This is a genomic window from Candidatus Paralachnospira sp. LCP21S3_A2, from assembly GCF_052118925.1.
Classification (GTDB): domain Bacteria; phylum Bacillota; class Clostridia; order Lachnospirales; family Lachnospiraceae; genus Lientehia.
The window spans coordinates 334331-352861 of the sequence record NZ_JBQKGG010000001.1 but is presented as its reverse complement, the minus strand read 5'-3'; the positions used below and the strand labels follow the sequence as shown (position 1 = coordinate 352861).

16 protein-coding genes and 1 other RNA gene are annotated in these 18531 nt (G+C 53.2%); all 17 read left to right on the top strand.

The window, feature by feature from the left end; all coding sequences use genetic code 11:
- The 17 genes from dnaG to smc all read left to right on the top strand — a co-directional run bounded on the left by dnaG (nt 1) and on the right by smc (nt 18372).
- The gene (dnaG, locus tag ACTQ3K_RS01585; protein WP_441565066.1) at nt 1-1758 is read left to right on the top strand and encodes a DNA primase; all 1758 of its coding nucleotides are present in this window, start codon (nt 1-3) and stop codon (nt 1756-1758) included.
- Between the two features lie 46 nt (nt 1759-1804).
- Nucleotides 1805-2896, top strand: a complete 1092-nt coding sequence (rpoD, locus tag ACTQ3K_RS01580; RefSeq protein WP_441565064.1) for an RNA polymerase sigma factor RpoD — start codon at nt 1805-1807, stop codon at nt 2894-2896.
- Nucleotides 2897-2991: 95 nt separating this feature from the next.
- Entirely contained in the window at nt 2992-3732 is a 741-nt protein-coding gene (locus ACTQ3K_RS01575; RefSeq protein ID WP_441565062.1) for a tRNA (adenine(22)-N(1))-methyltransferase, read from the top strand.
- Complete coding sequence (locus ACTQ3K_RS01570) at nt 3719-4519, top strand: Nif3-like dinuclear metal center hexameric protein (RefSeq protein ID WP_441565060.1); 801 nt, start codon at nt 3719-3721, stop codon at nt 4517-4519. The genes ACTQ3K_RS01575 and ACTQ3K_RS01570 overlap by 14 nt, the downstream gene beginning before the upstream one ends.
- A 71-nt stretch (nt 4520-4590) precedes the next feature.
- On the top strand, nt 4591-6246 hold the full coding sequence (locus tag ACTQ3K_RS01565; RefSeq protein ID WP_441565058.1) for a nucleoside kinase: 1656 nt from the start codon (nt 4591-4593) through the stop codon (nt 6244-6246).
- A 94-nt stretch (nt 6247-6340) separates the two neighbouring features.
- Nucleotides 6341-6688: RNase P RNA component class A (gene rnpB / locus ACTQ3K_RS01560), an RNA gene on the top strand.
- A 179-nt stretch (nt 6689-6867) separates the two neighbouring features.
- Complete coding sequence (locus tag ACTQ3K_RS01555) at nt 6868-7545, top strand: YkgJ family cysteine cluster protein (RefSeq protein ID WP_441565056.1); 678 nt, start codon at nt 6868-6870, stop codon at nt 7543-7545.
- A gap of 120 nt (nt 7546-7665) precedes the next feature.
- Nucleotides 7666-8178 carry a deoxyuridine 5'-triphosphate nucleotidohydrolase gene (locus tag ACTQ3K_RS01550; protein ID WP_441565054.1) on the top strand — a complete coding sequence of 171 codons (513 nt, stop codon included), beginning with the start codon at nt 7666-7668 and terminating at the stop codon, nt 8176-8178.
- A 74-nt stretch (nt 8179-8252) separates the two neighbouring features.
- Nucleotides 8253-9122 carry a DegV family protein gene (locus tag ACTQ3K_RS01545; protein ID WP_441565052.1) on the top strand — a complete coding sequence of 290 codons (870 nt, stop codon included), beginning with the start codon at nt 8253-8255 and terminating at the stop codon, nt 9120-9122.
- Nucleotide 9123: 1 nt separating this feature from the next.
- Nucleotides 9124-9996, top strand: a complete 873-nt coding sequence (locus ACTQ3K_RS01540) for a tetratricopeptide repeat protein (protein ID WP_441565050.1) — start codon at nt 9124-9126, stop codon at nt 9994-9996.
- Nucleotides 9997-10056: 60 nt separating this feature from the next.
- Nucleotides 10057-11298, top strand: coding sequence for a GTPase HflX (gene hflX, locus ACTQ3K_RS01535; protein ID WP_441565048.1), 1242 nt, complete (start codon nt 10057-10059; stop codon nt 11296-11298).
- A gap of 13 nt (nt 11299-11311) precedes the next feature.
- Entirely contained in the window at nt 11312-12142 is an 831-nt protein-coding gene (gene thyA, locus ACTQ3K_RS01530; protein ID WP_441565046.1) for a thymidylate synthase, read from the top strand.
- 8 nt (nt 12143-12150) lie between these two features.
- Nucleotides 12151-12642 (top strand): dihydrofolate reductase, encoded by a 492-nt coding sequence (locus ACTQ3K_RS01525; protein ID WP_441565044.1) that lies wholly within the window; start codon nt 12151-12153, stop codon nt 12640-12642.
- A 73-nt stretch (nt 12643-12715) separates the two neighbouring features.
- Nucleotides 12716-13735: a phosphate acyltransferase PlsX gene (plsX, locus tag ACTQ3K_RS01520; protein WP_441565042.1), complete on the top strand. Its 1020-nt coding sequence runs from the start codon at nt 12716-12718 to the stop codon at nt 13733-13735.
- Between the two features lie 34 nt (nt 13736-13769).
- Nucleotides 13770-14000, top strand: coding sequence for an acyl carrier protein (gene acpP, locus ACTQ3K_RS01515; protein WP_441565040.1), 231 nt, complete (start codon nt 13770-13772; stop codon nt 13998-14000).
- A 113-nt stretch (nt 14001-14113) separates the two neighbouring features.
- Nucleotides 14114-14827 carry a ribonuclease III gene (gene rnc, locus ACTQ3K_RS01510; protein WP_441565038.1) on the top strand — a complete coding sequence of 238 codons (714 nt, stop codon included), beginning with the start codon at nt 14114-14116 and terminating at the stop codon, nt 14825-14827.
- A complete protein-coding gene (gene smc, locus ACTQ3K_RS01505) occupies nt 14818-18372 on the top strand; it encodes a chromosome segregation protein SMC (protein ID WP_441565036.1) in 3555 nt (1184 codons plus the stop codon). The genes rnc and smc overlap by 10 nt, the downstream gene beginning before the upstream one ends.
- The last annotated feature ends 159 nt before the right edge of the window (nt 18373-18531 follow it).

Genomic DNA, 18531 nt, shown 5'->3' with positions numbered 1-18531 from the left:
ATGTATTATCCGGAAGAACTGGTGGAGGAAGTACGGACACGGAATGATATCGTGGAGGTGATCTCCTCCTATGTGAAATTACAGAAGCGGGGCAGTACCTATTTTGGTCTCTGCCCGTTTCATAATGAGAAAACCCCGTCGTTTTCGGTGACGCCGGGAAAGCAGATGTACTACTGCTTCGGCTGCGGAGCGGGGGGGAATGTCATTACCTTTTTGATGGAATATGAGCATTATACCTTTCCGGAGGCGCTGCAGGCACTGGCGGACCGTGCCGGGATCGAACTGCCGAAGCAGCAGGAAAGTGCCGAGGCCAGAAAGCAGGCAGATCTTCGCAGCCGGATCCTGGAGGTCAACCGGGAAGCGGGAAAATATTTTTATTATCAGATGAAGCAGTCAAACGGAAAGCGGGCCTATGAGTATCTGACGGGCCGGGGACTTTCTGATGAAACGATCCGTCATTTCGGACTCGGTTATTCCAATCTATACCGGGATGACCTGTACCAGTATCTTCATAAAAAAAAGGGGTACAGCGATGAACTGTTAAAGGAGACCGGACTGGTTAAAATTGAGGAAAAGGAGACCCACGACCGGTTCTGGAACCGGGTCATGTTTCCGATCATGGATGTGAACGGGCGGATCATCGGCTTCGGCGGCCGTGTTATGGGAGACGGAGAACCGAAATATCTGAATTCTCCGGAAACGAAGGCCTTTGATAAAAGCCGGAATCTTTACGGGCTTAATTATGCCAGGACGGCAAGGCGTTCCTATATGCTGATCTGTGAGGGCTATATGGATGTGATCGCCATGCATCAGGCCGGGTTCACCAATGCGGTGGCCTCTCTGGGAACGGCCTTTACCTCCGGACAGGCCAGTCTTCTGCGGCGCTACACAGAGCAGGTGATCTTAACCTATGACAGTGACGGAGCCGGAGTCAAGGCTGCACTTCGGGCGATCCCGATCTTAAAAGAAGCGGGCTTGTCAGCGAAGGTACTGAATTTGAAGCCCTACAAGGATCCTGATGAGTTCATGAAGAACCTGGGGGCAGAAGAGTTTGAAAAACGGATCCGGGATGCACGAAACAGCTTTCTGTTTGAAACCGATGTGCTTCATGATCAGTATGATATGGCGGATCCGGAGCAGAAAACGGCCTTCCATAAGGAGCTGGCAAAAAAGCTTTTGCAGTTTCCGGAGCGGCTGGAGCGGGAAAATTACCTGGAAGCAGCGGCAAGACAGTATCATATCGATCCCCGGGATTTAAAGAGCCTTGTGAATACCATGGGAAACCGGGTAGGATTGACAGCTGAGCGGCCGGTGCGGGTGAGAAACCAGGAAAAGAAAGAAAAGCTGGATGGAATCCGCCAGTCGGAGCGGCTTCTGTTAACCTGGCTCATCGATGATCCGCGGGTCTACAAAGCCGTGAAGGGACTGATCGGCCCTGATGATTTCAGCGAAGAGCTTTACAGGCGGGCGGCGTCCATGGTCTTTGAGGGCCTGGAGGCCGGAAATCTGGAGCCGGCTGGGATCTTAAACCGGTTTATCAACGATCAGGAAGAATATAAGGAGGTGGCGGCACTGTTCAACACCTCTGTGACCGATCTTACAAAGGAGGAGAAGGAGAGAGCATTTTCGGAAACAGTCATGCGGGTAAAGCGCCACAGTCTGGAGGAACAGATCCGGTCAACGGTGGATATCGGATGCCTGCAGGAGCTGATGAAAAAGCAGGCAGAGCTGGGCGGACTGCATATTTCTCTCAATTAGGGTTAGAATATAGCCAGAATACTGGCATCGGAAGGACGGGAGATCTATGGAAGCAGCGAAGCTCCGGAGGGAGGACAAGCTGACACGGCTGATGAAAGCGGCGGTACAGAAGAAGAATACCCTGGATTATCAGGAGATCATGGAGATACTGGGGGAGGACAGTCTGGACCCGGAATGCATCGATCAGGCATTCCAGATGCTGGAGGCAGGCGGTGTGGAGGTAAAAAGCGACCTTTCCGAAGAGGAGATCCTGTTTCTTCCCGGTACGGAGGCAGCGTCTCAAAGTCTGCCGGAGCAGATCATAAATCAGCCGGGCGATCCGGTGCGGATGTATTTAAAGGAGATCGGAAAGATCCCGCTTATCACCGCCGGGGAGGAATTAGAACTGGCAAAGCGGATCGAGGCAGGCGATGAGGAGGCGGCAAGGCGTCTGGCGGAGGCCAATCTCCGTCTGGTGGTAAGCATCGCCAAACGTTACGCCGGCCGCGGCATGCAGCTTCTGGATCTGATCCAGGAGGGAAACCTGGGGCTCATGAAGGCTGTAGAAAAGTTTGATTACCGCAAAGGCTATAAATTCAGTACCTATGCGACCTGGTGGATTCGCCAGGCCATTACGAGGGCCATTGCCGATCAGGGGCGGACCATCCGGATTCCGGTCCATATGGTGGAAAATATCAACCGGATCATTCGGACATCAAGAAAGCTGGCCCAGAAATACGGGCGTGATCCGACCACGGAGGAGCTGGCGAAGGAATTAAAGCTTTCGCCGGAACGGGTGGAGGAGATGCTGCGCTTTTCCATGGAGCCGGTGTCTTTGGAAACGCCGGTAGGAGAAGAGGAGGACAGCCATCTGGCAGATTTTATCCAGGATGAGCGAAGCCAGATCCCGTCGGAGGCAGCGGCGTTCCGTATGCTGCAGGAGCAGCTTGGAGAGGTGCTCCATACGCTGACAGACCGGGAACGACAGGTCTTATGCATGCGGTTTGGACTGCTGGACGGCCAGGGACGGACGCTGGAAGAGGTAGGACAGACCTTTCATGTGACCAGAGAGCGGATCCGCCAGATCGAGGCGAAGGCACTCCGGAAGCTGCGTCATCCCAGCCGCAGCCGGAAGCTGAAGGATTTCCTGATTCCATAAATGTCCGTGCAGTGCAGACGAAATGAAAGTGAAGAAAGCAGGATTCAAAGAAATACAGAAAGAAGAACTGAGAGATACAGAAAGAGGAACCGTCAATGACTGAGTTATCAAAACGTCTGTCTGCCATTGCGGCGATGGTGGACCATGGTGCACGCTTTGCCGACATCGGAACCGATCACGGCTATCTGCCGATTTATCTGACAGAGCAGGGGATCTGTCCGTCCTCCATTGCCATGGATGTGAAGGATGGCCCTTTGAGCCGGGCAAGAACGCATGTGCAGGAGGCCGGGCTGGAGAGACGGATCACCCTCCGAAAAAGCGACGGGTTTGAGGCGCTTAAGCCGGGAGAGGCCGATACTGCGGTGATCGCCGGTATGGGAGGCCTTTTAATGATCCGGCTTCTGGAGAACGGAAAAGAGACTGTCCGTGGAATGAGGCAGCTGCTGTTGTCTCCTCAGTCGGAGATCGGACAGGTGCGCCATTATCTTCTGGAGCATGGGTATCGCATCAGCCGGGAACAGATGATCCTGGAGGACGGAAAATATTATGTGATCCTGGAGGCGAGACCGGGGAGCGAAGAGCCCTGGACCTACATAGAAGAAGAGTTTGGAAGACATCTTCTGGCCTCCGGCGATCCGGTGGTGGGCGCATGGCTGGAAAAGGAGCTGTTTACCCAGAAAACCATAAAACGGACACTGCTTTCGGCGGCCAGCGAACGGGCCGGAGAGCGGCTTGGCAGCATAGAGGAACGGATCCGGCTGCTGGAGCAGGGAATCGCCCGGTTTCAAAGGGAGACAGCGGGACAGGAGGGAGGAACAGGCAATGACGGATTGTAAAACGATCATGAACTGGTTTAACGAACGGTGGCCGGAGCGGCTGGCCTGCAGCTGGGATAACGTGGGACTGCTGGCCGGACGACAGGATAAGCCGGTGAGAACCGTCTATGTGGCACTGGACGCTACCGATGAAGCCGTAGACGCTGCGGTTTCACTGGGTGCAGATCTGCTTTTGACTCATCACCCGCTGATCTTCGGGCCCATGAAACGTGTGACTGATCAGGATGCAGTCGGCAGACGGTTATTAAAGCTTCTCCGGGCAGACATTTCCTATTATGCCGGTCATACCAGCTTTGATATTGCAAGGGGTGGAATGGCGGATCTGGCGGCGGAGCAGTTTGGTGCATACGCAGGTGGCTGGGAGGTCCTGGAGGAGACCGGGGAGCAGGATGGCATACCGGTTGGAGTCGGAACGGTTGGAAATTTACAGAAGCCCATGACGGTGCGGGAGCTGGCACTGCTCATAAAGGAGCAGTTTCAGATTCCGGCGGTGACGGTATACAGCAGAGACCCGGAACAGACGGTCACCAGAGCAGCCATTTCACCGGGATCGGGAAAGGGCATGGCCGGAGTGGCCGGGGAGAAAGGAGCACAGGTGCTGATCACCGGAGATATGGGCCATCACGACGGGCTGGATCTGATGGAGGACGGTCTTTCCCTCATTGATGCCGGACATTACGGACTGGAGCATATCTTTGTGGACGCCGTAACAGAGGCGCTTTCAAAGGCCGGACTCGGTTTGGAGGTACATCGGGCAGTGTTATCTTATCCCAGCAGGGTATATTGACTTATAAAATCAGAGAAGGCATGGTCTGTGGCAGCGCAGATCGAAAGAACGAAAAAGGGGTGTTGTAATTTATGGGAACGATCAGATATCAGGGGAAGGATCTTCCGGTGGAGGCTTCCATGACACTGGAGCAGGTGGCAGAGCAGGTACAGGGGGATTATAAGCACCGGATCATTCTTGCCACGGTGGACGGAAAGCTGACGGAGCTTCGGAAAGAGGTAAAGGAGGGGACAGAGGTGGCCTTTCTTACCTCGGCAGACAAGCCGGGCTTCGGAACATATAAGCGCAGCATGATCTTATTATTCATGCGGGCGGTCTATCTGACGGCAGGACGCCACGTGCTGGAAAAGGTCATTGTGGATTTTGCTATCAGCAAGGGCGTATACATCGAGCTTCGCGGAAAGCTTACTGTGACACCGGAATTTACGGCGCAGGTGGAGCAGTGCATGCGGGATATGGTGGAGCAGAAGCTTCCTCTGGAAAAGCGGAGCGTGTCCACTGACGAAGCCATGGAACGGTTCCGCCGCTATAAAATGTATGACAAGGAACGTCTGTTGAAATACCGGCGCGTTTCCCGCGTCAATCTTTATAACATCGAGGAATTTGAGGGCTATTATTACGGCTACATGGTCCCCGATACGAGTTATCTGAACTATTTTAAACTTTATCCGTATGACGGCGGGATCGTCATGCAGCTTCCGACCCAGAGCCACCCGGAGGAGGTTCCGCCCTTCCTGCCGGGAGAGAAGGTTTATCAGTGCCAGAAGGAAGCCTCCCGCTGGGGTGAGGAGCTCGGAGTGGATACGGTGGGCGATCTCAATGACCGGATCGTGGATGGCTCCGTTCATGAGCTGATCCTGGTTCAGGAGGCGCTGATGGAGCAGAAAATGGGAGAGATTGCGTCAAAGATTGCGGCAGACCGGAAGAAAAAGTTCGTGATGATCGCCGGACCGTCCTCTTCGGGAAAGACAACCTTTTCCCACCGGCTGTCTATTCAGCTTCGGACCCTGGGCTTAAAGCCGCACCCCATCGCCGTGGATAATTACTTCGTGGACCGGGAAAAAACGCCCAGAGACGAGTCCGGAGAATACAACTATGAATGTCTGGAAGCCATCGATGTGGAGCAGTTCAACAGGGATATGAACGATCTGCTGGCAGGAAAGACTGTGAAAATGCCCACCTTCAATTTCAAAAAGGGCAAGCGGGAATACAAGGGAAATACCCTGACGCTGGGCGAGGACGACATTCTGGTGATCGAGGGAATCCATGGCCTCAATGACCGGCTTTCTTACAGCTTGTCGCCGGAATATAAATTCAAGATCTATATCAGTGCACTGACCCAGTTAAACATTGATGAGCATAACCGGATTCCCAGCACCGACGGACGGCTGCTGCGCCGGATCGTGCGCGACGCCCGGACCAGAGGTACATCGGCACAGGAGACCATTGCCATGTGGCCATCGGTACGCCGCGGAGAGGAGGAGAACATCTTCCCCTATCAGGAGTCTGCCGATGTAGTGTTTAATTCGGCACTGATCTATGAACTGGCGGTGCTGAAGCCTTATGCGGAGCCGTTATTGTTCGGAATTCCCAAGAGCGCGCCGGAGTATGTGGAGGCCAAGCGGCTTCTGAAATTCTTTGATTATTTCCTGACGATTGTAAGCGAGGATATTCCGAAAAATTCGCTTTTACGGGAATTTATCGGAGGAAGCTGCTTCCAGGTATAAGGGGCCGGGAAAGATGATTCGCGGAGCAGCAGCTGCGGGAGCGGCGCAGAATCTTCGTGCTTTACTTTCCGACCGTCCTGTGGTATGATACCACAGAGCAGGACGGATGGTCGCGGCTGCAGGTGCCGAAAGGCCGCAGGTGAGGAAAGTCCGGGCTTCGCAGGGCAAGGGTGCCGGATAACGTCCGGCGGAGGCGACTCCAGGGACAGTGCAACAGAAATGTACCGCCAGCTTGTCTGGTAAGGTTGGAAGGGCAGTGTAAGAGACTACCGCCCTCCTGGCAACAGGAGGGGCATATGTAAACCCCACTCGAAGCAAGACCGAACAGAAAGCATAAGACGGCCCGTCTGCTTTCGGGTAGGTCGCTTGAGCCCGTCGGTGACGGCGGGACTAGATAGATGACCATCTAAGACAGAACCCGGCTTACAGTCCTGCTTATTCGGAAAAAACAGGCCGAGCGCCTGAACGATAGAAGAATGAGAAACAGATCCTGCTTTTGCGGAAGGCTCCGCGGCGGGGTCTGTTTCTATATAATCATAACAGAGGTGTCCGGGATGTGCGCGGGGAGAAAGAATGCGGTAAGGCACTTTGTTTAAGAATGTTAGGAAATGGAGATGTGGCATGGAACGGGAAATTCCAGTGGAGGAACTGAAAAAAACCTATGCATCAGGAGATATGGTAAAGGCAGATACGGGAGGCTGCGCGGGCTGCTCTGCCTGCTGCAGAGGTATGGGAAGCTCGGTGGTTCTGGATCCTTATGACGGTTTCCGGCTTTGGATCGGAACCGGACAGTCCTTTGGAGAGCTTTTACAGACGGCCGCAGAGCTTTCGCCCCAGGAGGGGATCGTGCTTCCGAATCTTCGTATGAATGGCCCGGAGGAAGCGTGTGTGTTTTTAAATGAAGAGGGCCGATGCCGGATCCACCAAAGCCGTCCGGGACTCTGCCGATTGTTTCCTCTTGGGCGGATCTATGAGCCGGACGGATTTTCCTATTATCTTCAGACCAGCCAGTGCCCCAGGACCGGGAAAGCTAAGGTAAAGATAAAAAAATGGCTGGATACGCCGGAGCTTCCGAAGTATGAGACCTATATTCTCCGGTGGCATGACCTGCTGAAAGCAATCCGGAGCCATTTCGCCGGGGAGAGCGATGAGAAGCTGAAAGGTGATGTGAACACCTTTTTGCTGCAGCTGTTTTATGTGACCCCATGGGAGAGAGACTGTGATTTTTATGCTCAGGCGGCCGTTCGGTTTGCAAAGATGGAAAAGCTGTTAAAAACAATTTCGTGGAGCAAAGCGTAAAACACAAAGTATGGACGGAAAATAGTTTCACATGCCGTGTGTTTATGATATACTGATACATGCAGTGCCCCGGAGCGGAAAGATGCGAAGGGTCTGAATAAAGAATAACGGAGAATCAATATGAAACGAATTGCCAGATTTGAGAAGGTGAGCCGGGAGCAGTTTGAGGCAGACTTTTTGGATACGTTCGGAACGGACAAGAAAAGCCGGATCCCGGAGGCCTGGGAGGCAGTAACGCTTCCGAAACGGGCCACAGGCGGATCAGCAGGCTATGACTTTGTGACCCCGGTAGCAGTGACACTGCGGCCGGGTGAAACAGTGAAGATCCCCACCGGGATCCGTGCCTGGATGGAAGAAGGCTGGGTACTCCAGATTTATCCCCGGAGCGGTCTGGGCTTCAAATATCGGCTTCAGCTTAACAATACGGTCGGGATCGTGGACAGCGATTACTACGAGTCCGACAATGAGGGACATATTTTTATCAAGATGACCAACGACAGCAACGAGGGAAAGGTTCTGGAGCTTCCGGCAGGAAGCGGGATCGCCCAGGGGCTGTTTACGGAGTTCGGAATCACGGTGGACGATGAAGTATCTGCAAAGCGGAATGGCGGTTTCGGGAGCACCGGTGTGTAAAAATACTGTAAAAAGGGTGGACAAACCCGTAAAACAGCCGTTACAATCATAGAAATGGAAAGGAGAAGAGAAAAATGGGAAAGTATGTGATCATGACCGATTCCTCCTGTGACCTTTCGGAGGAATATATTAAGGAACATGGACTGGATGTGCTGAACCTGTTATATAATATGGACGGGACCATCTATGGCGAAGACAAAACCATGGACATCAAGGAGTTCTACGCGAAGATGCGGGGCGGAAGCATGCCAACGACTATGGCAGTGAATCCCGAGGATGTTGCCAATGCCATGCGGCGCCACCTGGAGCAGGGCGAGGATATTTTATATATAGCTTTTTCTTCCGGTTTAAGTGCAAGCTGCCAGAATGCGGTTCTGGGAGCCAATGATGTGCGGGATGAGTTCCCGGACCGGAAGATCATTGTTGTGGATTCCCTCTGTGCATCCATGGGGCAGGGATTGTTTGTCCATTATGCCTTAAAGCGTCAGGCGGAGGGCATGAGCCTGGAGGAGAATGTCAGATGGCTGGAGGAGCATAAGCTGAATATCTGCCATCAGTTTACGGTGGATGATCTTCATCATCTGCACCGCGGCGGCCGTGTTTCCAAGGCAACGGCAATTCTGGGAACCATGATCAATGTGAAGCCGGTGCTTCATGTGGACGATGAAGGAAAGCTGATCTCCCTGTATAATGTCCGGGGAAGAAAGAAATCGCTGCAGGCGCTGGTTTCCAATATGGAAAAGACCATCGGCGGCTTTGAAAATGAGAATGACGATATCTTCATCAGCCACGGTGACTGCATGGACGATGTATTGTATCTGGAAAAGCTGATCGAGGAGAAGTTCGGGAAGAAGAATTTCTATGTAAACTACGTGGGAGCTGTGATCGGAGCCCATTCCGGCCCCGGAACCATGGCATTATTCTATCTGGGAAATAAACGATAAAATGAAAAAATTACGAGCGGGCGTCATGATACTGGCGCTGTGTCTTTCCCTTACGGCCTGCGGTGCCAAGGGGGAGACGGATAATCAGACTGGACTCTCCCAGTATCAGAAGGGGGCGTACCAGGAGGCACTTGCCTCGTTTGACAAGGCTGTGGAGGTAGCTCCGGACTGTGCTGAGTACCGGCTGAACCGGGGAATGACGAAGATCGCCCTTTCCGATTATGAGGCGGCAGATGCGGATCTGACAGAAGCACTGCGTCTGGCTCCGGAGGAGGCACAGGTGTTTCGTGCCATGGGAATATTACGGCTTTCACAGGAAAATTACAGTGAGGCAGTTACCTATTTCGATTCGGCGCTGAATGCGGCGGAGAAAAATAATCAGACCCTGAAAACCGATCTGAACCTTTACAAGGCGGAGGCACAGTTAAAAAACGGAGACGCGGCAGGAGCTGCCACGACATACGGCGAGGTCATTGCGGCCGACCAGAACGCGGCGGATTATTATCTGCTCCGTGGACGGGCCGAGCTGCAGGCCGGAGATCAGGAAGCGGCGGAAGCAGACTTTGAACAGGCGGCAAAGCGCTCCGGTGAGAGCGGTGAGGAGCTTTCCTATATTCATTACCAGACGGCGGAAACGTATCTGGAGCAGGAAAACTATGAGGAGGCAAAGGCTGAGCTTTCGGCAGCAAGGGACGGTGCCGGGGAGGCGCTGTTAAAGCTGATCGATTATGCGGAGGCGGCAGTTTATGAATATGAGGGCGATTATCAGACGGCCCTCGAGAAATTTACGGCGTATCGTGATGCCTATGGCAGCGATGAGACGCTGGAACATGAGATTACATTTATAAACTCCAGAATCCAGGAGCAGCAGTAAGTCATCGGAATATCTGGATCGGCGGAGACTGGAAACGGAGCATAAATCAGACAGGAAGCTATGATTGAACTGAAGGAATTGGAAGAACGGGTGATCCTGGTGGGGATCAGTACGGGAAAAGATGATACGGAGCGGTCCCTGGCGGAGCTTTCAGAGCTGTGCAAAACAGCAGGTGCGGTGACGGCAGGTACCCTGATCCAGAGCCGGGAAGCGGCTCATCCGGGAACCTATCTGGGAACCGGGAAAATTCAGGAGCTTCGCGTCATGGCGGAGGAGCTGGAGGCCACTGGAATTGTCTGCGATGATGAGCTGTCGCCGGCACAGCTTCGGAATCTGGAGAATCTGCTGGATCTGAAGATCATGGACCGGACGCTGGTGATCCTGGACATTTTTGCGGCGCGGGCGTCTACCAGAGAGGGAAAGATCCAGGTGGAGCTGGCACAGCTTCGGTATCGTGCCGCAAGGCTGGTGGGGATGCGTGCATCGCTGTCCCGTCTTGGCGGCGGGATCGGAACGAGAGGACCGGGCGAGAAAAAGCTGGAGACTGACCGGAGGCTGATCCATGAGCGGATCTCGGTTTTGAAGGCCGAGCTTACGGAGGTGAAGCGCCACCGGGCGACCACAAGGAAACAGAGAGAGCGGAACCATAAGGCGGTGGCGGCTATTGTCGGCTACACCAATGCGGGAAAATCCACGCTTCTGAATACCCTGACCGGAGCCGGGGTGCTTTCGGAGGATAAGCTGTTTGCCACGCTGGATCCCACTACCAGGGAGCTGCCCCTTCCCGACGGAGAGTCGATCCTGCTGACAGATACGGTCGGATTTATCCGGAAGCTGCCTCACCATCTGGTGGAGGCCTTTAAAAGTACCCTGGAGGAAGCCAGGTATGCGGATGTGATCCTTCATGTAGTGGATGCATCCAGCCCGGATATGGAGGTTCAGATGCATACGGTTTATGAAACACTTCAGAGTCTGGAGGTTCTCGGAAAACCGGTATATACGCTGTTTAATAAGGCAGACCGGCTGGAGGAGCCTCCGATCCTCCGCGATTTCAAGGCGGATGAGACTATGATGATCTCGGCAAAGACCGGGCTGGGGCTGGAGCTGTTAAAGGAGAAGCTGACAGCGTTTCTGCGGTCACAGAAGATCTATGTGGAACAGCTTTACCCTTATGCCCAGGCAGGAAAGATCCAGCTGATCCGGACCTGCGGACAGCTTCTTTCGGAAGAATATCGGGAGGATGGGATCGCAGTCACCGGGTATATCCCGGCGGAGCTGTTTGTGAAGATCCTGCCGGAATAGAAAAGGAGAAACCATGAGCTACGCAGATAAGGTGTTTATTGATACCTGTAAGGATATCCTGGAAAACGGAGTCTGGGATACGGATAAGGAGGTACGTCCCCGTTGGGAGGACGGAAGTCCCGCCCATACGATTAAGAAGTTTGGGGTTGTGAACCGCTATGATCTTTCCAGGGAGTTTCCGGTGATCACGATCCGGCGCAGTGCGTTCAAGGGAGCCATCGATGAGCTTCTGTGGATCTGGCAGAAGAAATCAAACCGGGTGGCAGAGTTAAACAGCCATGTCTGGGATTCCTGGGTAGATGAAAACGGAACCATCGGAAAGGCCTACGGCTATCAGCTGGGCGTGAAGCACCAGTATAAGGAAGGCATGTTTGATCAGGTGGACCGGGTGCTGTATGATCTGAAGCATAATCCGGCCAGTCGGCGGATCATGACCAATATTTATAACCATCACGATCTTCATGAAATGATGTTGTATCCCTGTGCCTACAGCATGACCTTTAATGTTTCGGGAAATAAACTCAATGCGATTTTAAATCAGCGGTCTCAGGATATGCTGACAGCAAATAACTGGAATACCTGCCAGTATGCGGTGCTGTTATGTATGTTTGCCCAGGTATCCGGCCTGGAACCCGGCGAGCTGGTCCATGTGATCGCCGATGCCCATATTTATGATCGTCATATTCCCATGGTGGAAGAACTGTTAAAGAGAGAGCCATACGATGCGCCGAAATTTGTCATGGACAGATCCATTACTGATTTTTATCAGTTCACCACTGACAGCTTTGCACTGGAAGACTACCGGTATCATCCGTTTAACTATAAGATCCCGGTGGCAGTATAGGAGGAAGCATGCAGATCATTGTAGCAGCAGATAAACACTGGGCCATCGGAAAAAACGGTGACCTTCTCTGGCATCTGCCGGAGGATATGAAGTTTTTCAGGGAAAAGACCACGGGAAATGTGGTGGTCATGGGAAGAAAGACCCTGGACAGCTGTCCCGGCGGAAAGCCCCTGAAAAACCGGGTAAATCTGGTACTTTCCAGAGATGAGGGCTTTTCCCGCGAGGGTGCCGAGATCGTCCACAGCATGGAAGAAGCCATCGAATATTTAAACCGATATGAGCCGGATCAGATCTTCGTCATCGGCGGAGGTCATATTTACCGGGAGTTTCTGCCGTACTGCGATACGGCCTATGTGACCAGAGTGGAAGAAACCTTTGAGGCGGACACCACCTTCCCGGATCTGGATGAAAGCCCGGAATGGACCTTAACGGAAGAAGGAGAGGAAAAGGAACATAATGGACTTTCCTATCGGTTTACGACTTATAAAAAAGCGCAATAGGGAATTGATTTCCTGATACAGATTGTGTATATTATTGGATAGATTGTACCGAGAGGTATTGGAGGAAAACAACATGCAGGAAACAGTAAGAGTGGCGCTGGATGCCATGGGAGGCGACAATGCTCCCGGCGAGATCATAAAGGGCGCGGTGGATGCAGTCCTTGAAAAGGATAACATCCAGGTGATCCTCGTGGGACAGGAGGATGTGATCCGAAAGGAACTGGGGAATTATTCCTACCCGGACGGACGCATCGAGATCCAGAATGCATCCGAGGTGATCTCCACGGATGAGCCCCCGGTTATGGCAATCCGCCGGAAAAAGGATTCGTCCATCGTGGTAGGACAGACCATGGTGAAGAAGGGCGAGGCAGATGCCTTTGTTTCGGCCGGAAGCACCGGAGCGATCCTGGTAGGCGGCCAGCTTGTGGTCGGCAGAATCCGCGGCGTGGAGCGTCCGCCTCTTGCAACGCTGATCCCGACCGAAAAAGGTGTCAGCCTTCTGGTAGACAGCGGAGCCAATGTGGATGCCAGATCCAGCCATCTGGTTCAGTTTGCAAAGATGGGCTCTGTTTATATGGAGCATGTCATCGGGATCAGGAAGCCGAGAGTGGCCATTGTCAATGTCGGCGTCGAGGAGGAAAAGGGAAATGCGCTGGTAAAAGAAACGTATCCTCTGTTAAAAGAATGTGAGGACATTAACTTTACCGGAAGCATCGAGGCACGGGAGATTCCTCACGGAGGAGCGGACGTGATCGTGGCCGAGGGCTTTACGGGAAATGTGATCCTGAAGCTCTACGAGGGGACTGCGGCGGCACTGGTGAGCCAGATCAAAGCAGGGATGCTTTCGTCATTCCGGGCCAAGATCGGCGCGCTGCTCGTGAAGCCGGCCCTGAAAAAAACGCTGAAGTCCTTTGATGCAACCGAATACGGCGGCGCCCCCATGCTGGGACTGAAGGGGCTGGTGGTTAAGACCCACGGAAGCGCAAAGGCCAAGGAAGTAAAAAACACATTGATCCAGTGTCAGATCTTCAAGGAACAGAAGATCGGGGAAAAGCTGACAGAGCTGTTTGAAAAGAAGCCTGAGGAGGCATAAAACCGAATTCCGGAAAACAGAAAGGGAGAAGATCATGGAATTTGAAAAATTAAAGAAGATTATTGCGGAAGTACTGAACGTAGACGAAGATGACATCACTATGGAGACCACCTTTGTAGATGATCTGGGGGCTGATTCTCTGGATGTATTTCAGATCATCATGGGAATCGAGGAGGAGTTTGACATTGAGATCCCCAATGACGCGGCAGAGCAGATCGTAACCGTTGGCGATGCGGTTGAGCAGATCAAGGCGGCTACCAACTAGGTATCGGTTTCGAGAAAGGAAAACCTGCGGCGGCAAATGAGCTGCCGCAGGATTTTTTCGTATCATCGTCGGAGGAGCGTTCCTCCGGCATGTTTCTATGAAAAGAGGGTTGTATGAAAGAAGAAAATGTAAAGCTGTCCGCGCTGGAACAGGCCATCGGATATGAATTCCGAAACAAGGATCTTCTGCACCATGCCATGATCCACAGTTCCTATACCAACGAACACCGGTTAAACCGCGGGGACAACAATGAACGCCTGGAGTTTTTAGGCGATGCGGTTCTGGAGCTTTCCAGCAGTGATTTCCTTTATAAAGAATACAGTGATAAGCCGGAGGGAGAGCTGACCAAGCTGCGTGCCAGCATTGTCTGTGAGCCGACGCTGGCCTACTGTGCGCGTGATATCAAGCTTGGGCAGTACCTGTTTCTGGGAAAGGGAGAGGACGCTGAGGGCGGACGGACCAGAGATTCGATCCTGTCAGACGCATTTGAAGCACTGATCGGGGCGATTTATTTGGATGGTGGTTTTGCTAATGCAAAGAAGTTTGTGCTGCGGTTTGTTATGAATGATCTGGAGCATAAAACACTTTTTTATGATAGCAAGACTATCCTGCAGGAGATGGTGCAGGCCATGAACGGAAAGAAGCTGTCCTATGAGCTCATCGGTGAGGAAGGCCCGGATCATGCAAAAACCTTCCATGTCCGTGCTCTGATCGGCGGGATCGAGGCCGGTGTCGGAAAGGGACGTACCAAAAAAGCGGCGGAGCAGATGGCAGCCTATAACACCATTCTTGCGCTGAGAGAAAAGGAACCGGAAACATGTTCTTAAAAAGTATAGAAGTCCACGGATTTAAGTCCTTTGCCAACAAGATTCTCTTTGAGTTCAACGATGGCATCACCGGCATTGTCGGGCCAAACGGCAGCGGAAAGAGCAATGTGGCCGATGCTGTGCGCTGGGTGCTTGGCGAGCAGAGCGCCAAGCAGCTTCGAGGTGCCAGCATGCAGGACATTATTTTCGCAGGAACCCAGAACCGGAAACCCCAGGGCTATGCTTATGTGGCGATCACCTTTGATAATGCCGACCACGCGCTGGCCATTGACTATGACGAGGTGACGGTATCGAGGCGGGTTTACCGTTCCGGAGAGAGCGAATATCAGTTAAACGGGACCACCTGTCGTCTCCGTGATATCAACGAGCTGTTTTATGATACCGGTATCGGAAAAGAGGGCTATTCCATCATCGGACAGGGCCAGATTGACAAGATCTTAAGCGGAAAGCCGGAGGACCGGCGGGAGCTGTTTGATGAGGCAGCCGGAATCGTAAAATTTAAAAAGAGAAAGAATATTGCCCAGAAAAAGCTGGACGATGAGCGCCAGAACCTGGTCCGTGTGACGGATATTTTAACGGAGCTGGAGAAGCAGGTCGGTCCTCTGGAGGAACAGTCCAAAAAGGCGAGGGAGTATTTAAAGCTCCGGGAAAGCCTGAAAACTTTGGATCTCCAGAGCTTTTTCATGGAAAACCGGGCAGCAAAGGAGCGCCTTGCCGTGCTGGAGGAGAGCCTGGGGATCGCCGGAGCAGAGCTTGACAAAAAGCGGGCCGAGGCAGAAAAGCTGAAGGAGCAGTATGATGCACTGACGGCTCAGGCTGCGGCTCTGGACGAGAAGCTGGGACAGTCCAGAGAGGCGTTAAATCAGGCGCAGGTTTCGGCAAAGTCCATGGAGGGACAGATCCATGTGCTGGAAGAGCAGATCCATACGGAAAGTGTCCGGGAGGAGCAGCTGACCGGCCGGCTTGCGGCTGTAAAGGAGCAGCTGACCCGTTATGAAAAGGAATTAAACGAGTTCACGGATCAGAAGGGTACGTTAAACGAAGAGCTGGATGCGCTGGATGAAAAGCAGGAAACGATCCGGGAGCAGATCCGGGCTGATGAAGATCGGGTCCGGGAGCTGGATCTGGAGATTTCCGGCCGGCGTAATGCCATGATGAATGCCATGAACGACAAAGCCTCCATCGGTGCAAGAAACCAGCGGTTTGAGACGCTGCTTGAGCAGAACCAGGTGCGGAAAAGCGAGCTGAGTAAGCAGTTATTGCAGATCCGAAGCGAGGAAGAGGTCCAGAACGACGTGATCGGCCGGCTGGAGGCTCAGATCCGGGAAAACAGGGAGATGGAGGAAGCATGCCGGAAAAAGGAAGAGGAGCTTCTTGCACAGGCCAGTGAAAATCAGGAGCTTCTGCGGCGGGAGAACCGGTCCTTAAACCAGACCAGCCAGGAGTATCATACGCAGCGGACCAGACTGGAATCCCTGAGGAACCTGGCAGAGCGCTACGATGGATACGGAAACAGTATCCGCCGGGTCATGGAGGTTCGTTCTTCCGTGCCGGGGATCATCGGTGTGGTGGCAGATCTTCTGGAGACGGAAAAAACCTATGAAACAGCCATTGAGACAGCTCTCGGCGGTGCGATCCAGAATATCGTTACCGATTCGGAAACGACGGCCAAGCAGCTGATCGGTTATCTGAAGAAGAATAAATACGGGCGGGCAACCTTCCTGCCCTTAACCAGCATCACGGCCCGGGGCGGCTTTTCCCGAAGGGAAGCACTGCGGGAGCCCGGGGCGGTGGGACTGGCAAATACCCTGGTGAAGGTAAAGGGCGGCTATGATCATCTGGCCGAATACCTGCTGGGGCGGATCCTGGTGGTGGACAACATTGACCATGCCATTGCCATCGCCAAGAAATATCAGTATTCCCTGCGGATCGTGACCCTGGAGGGAGAACTGTTGTCGGCGGGTGGTTCCATGACCGGCGGAGCCTTTAAAAACAGCAGTAATCTTTTGGGCCGAAAGCGGGAGCTGGACGAGCTGGAGCAGTCTATGACCAGGAGCCTTGCACGATATGATGAGATCAAGGAGCGTGTCCATGCCTGCGAGCAGGAGCAGAAGCGCATCGGCGGCGAGCGGGATAAAAACCGGGAAGCCTACCAGACTGCAAGAGTGAATTTATCGTCCCTGGAGGCCAGCCTTCAGGCAGCAAAACGGAAGGCGGAGGAAATCCGCCTCGGCTACACCGACATTCATGAAGAGGGGCGGGAACTGGCGAAAAAGCGTCAGGAGATCGAGGCCGGAAAGGCTGCCCTAAAGGAAGAAGAACAGAGTCTGGAAATCAGAAACAGGGAGCAGGAGCAGGAGATTACCGCGCTGGAGGCAAAGACCGGAGAAGCCAGAGAAACCCTGGAAAAACGAAGAGAGGCTCTCTCGGCGGTACAGCTGGAATTCTCGGCCATGAGCCAGAAGGACAGCTTCCTGCTGGAAAATATCCGGCGGATCAACGGAGAACTGGAGGCTCTCATCCGGGAGGAGGAAGAACTCACGGAAGCCTTATCGGGAGGCCGGACGGCTGTGACCGAAAAGCAGCAGGAGATCCAGTCGATCCGGGAGCAGATTGCCGGTCTTACGGCACAGGCCGGTACATATCAGAAGCAGATCGAGGCCGATACGGAGAAAAAGGCCGCCTGTACAAAGGAACAGGGCAGCTTTTTTGCGAAGCAGGAGGCCATGAATGCAGAGCTTGGCCGCCTTGATAAAGAACAGTTCCGTCTGGAAAATCAGAAGGAAAAATGCGAGGAGGCCATGGAGGCTCAGATCCAGTATCTCTGGGAGGAATACGAGCTGACACCGTCCCAGGTGGAGGCACCGGATCCTGCCGGCGGGCAGGATGCGTCTCAGATCAGAAAGGAGACGCTTTCCTTAAAGCAGGCTATCCGGGAGCTTGGGCCGGTCAATGTCAATGCCATTGAGGATTATAAGGAAATTTCCGAGCGGTATTTCTTTATGAAAGGGCAGTATGATGATCTGAAAACGGCAGAAGAAAGTCTTTTAGAGGTCATAGAGGAGCTGGACTGCGGTATGCGCCGCCAGTTTGAAGAAAAGTTCAAGGATATCCGCCGGGAGTTTGATCATGTGTTCAAGGAGATGTTCGGCGGCGGACAGGGAACGCTGGAATTGGTGGAAGGCGAGGATCTTCTGGAAGCAGGAATCCAGATCATTGCGCAGCCGCCGGGAAAGAAGCTTCAGAATATGATGCAGCTCTCCGGCGGAGAGAAGGCGCTGACGGCCATCAGCCTGTTGTTTGCCATTCAGAATCTGAAGCCGTCACCGTTCTGTCTGTTGGACGAGATCGAGGCAGCCCTGGATGACAGTAACGTAGGCCGTTATGCGGCGTATCTGGGCAAGTTAAAGAAGCATACGCAGTTTATCGTCATTACTCACCGGCGCGGGACGATGTTAGTAGCAGACCGGCTTTACGGAATCACCATGCAGGAAAAGGGCGTATCCACCCTGGTATCTGTGGATCTGACGGAACAGACGGCGTAATCATAAAGGAAACCTGCTGTCAAAAAGCGGAACACCGGACAGACGGGAGCATATGGCTGTTTCGGTGGATCCATAACCTGAGGATATAACTGATTTCATATATTGTTATTTGACAGAATAGCGGCGGCTGGTGTAGAGTTATAGAGAATAAGGAGGCAG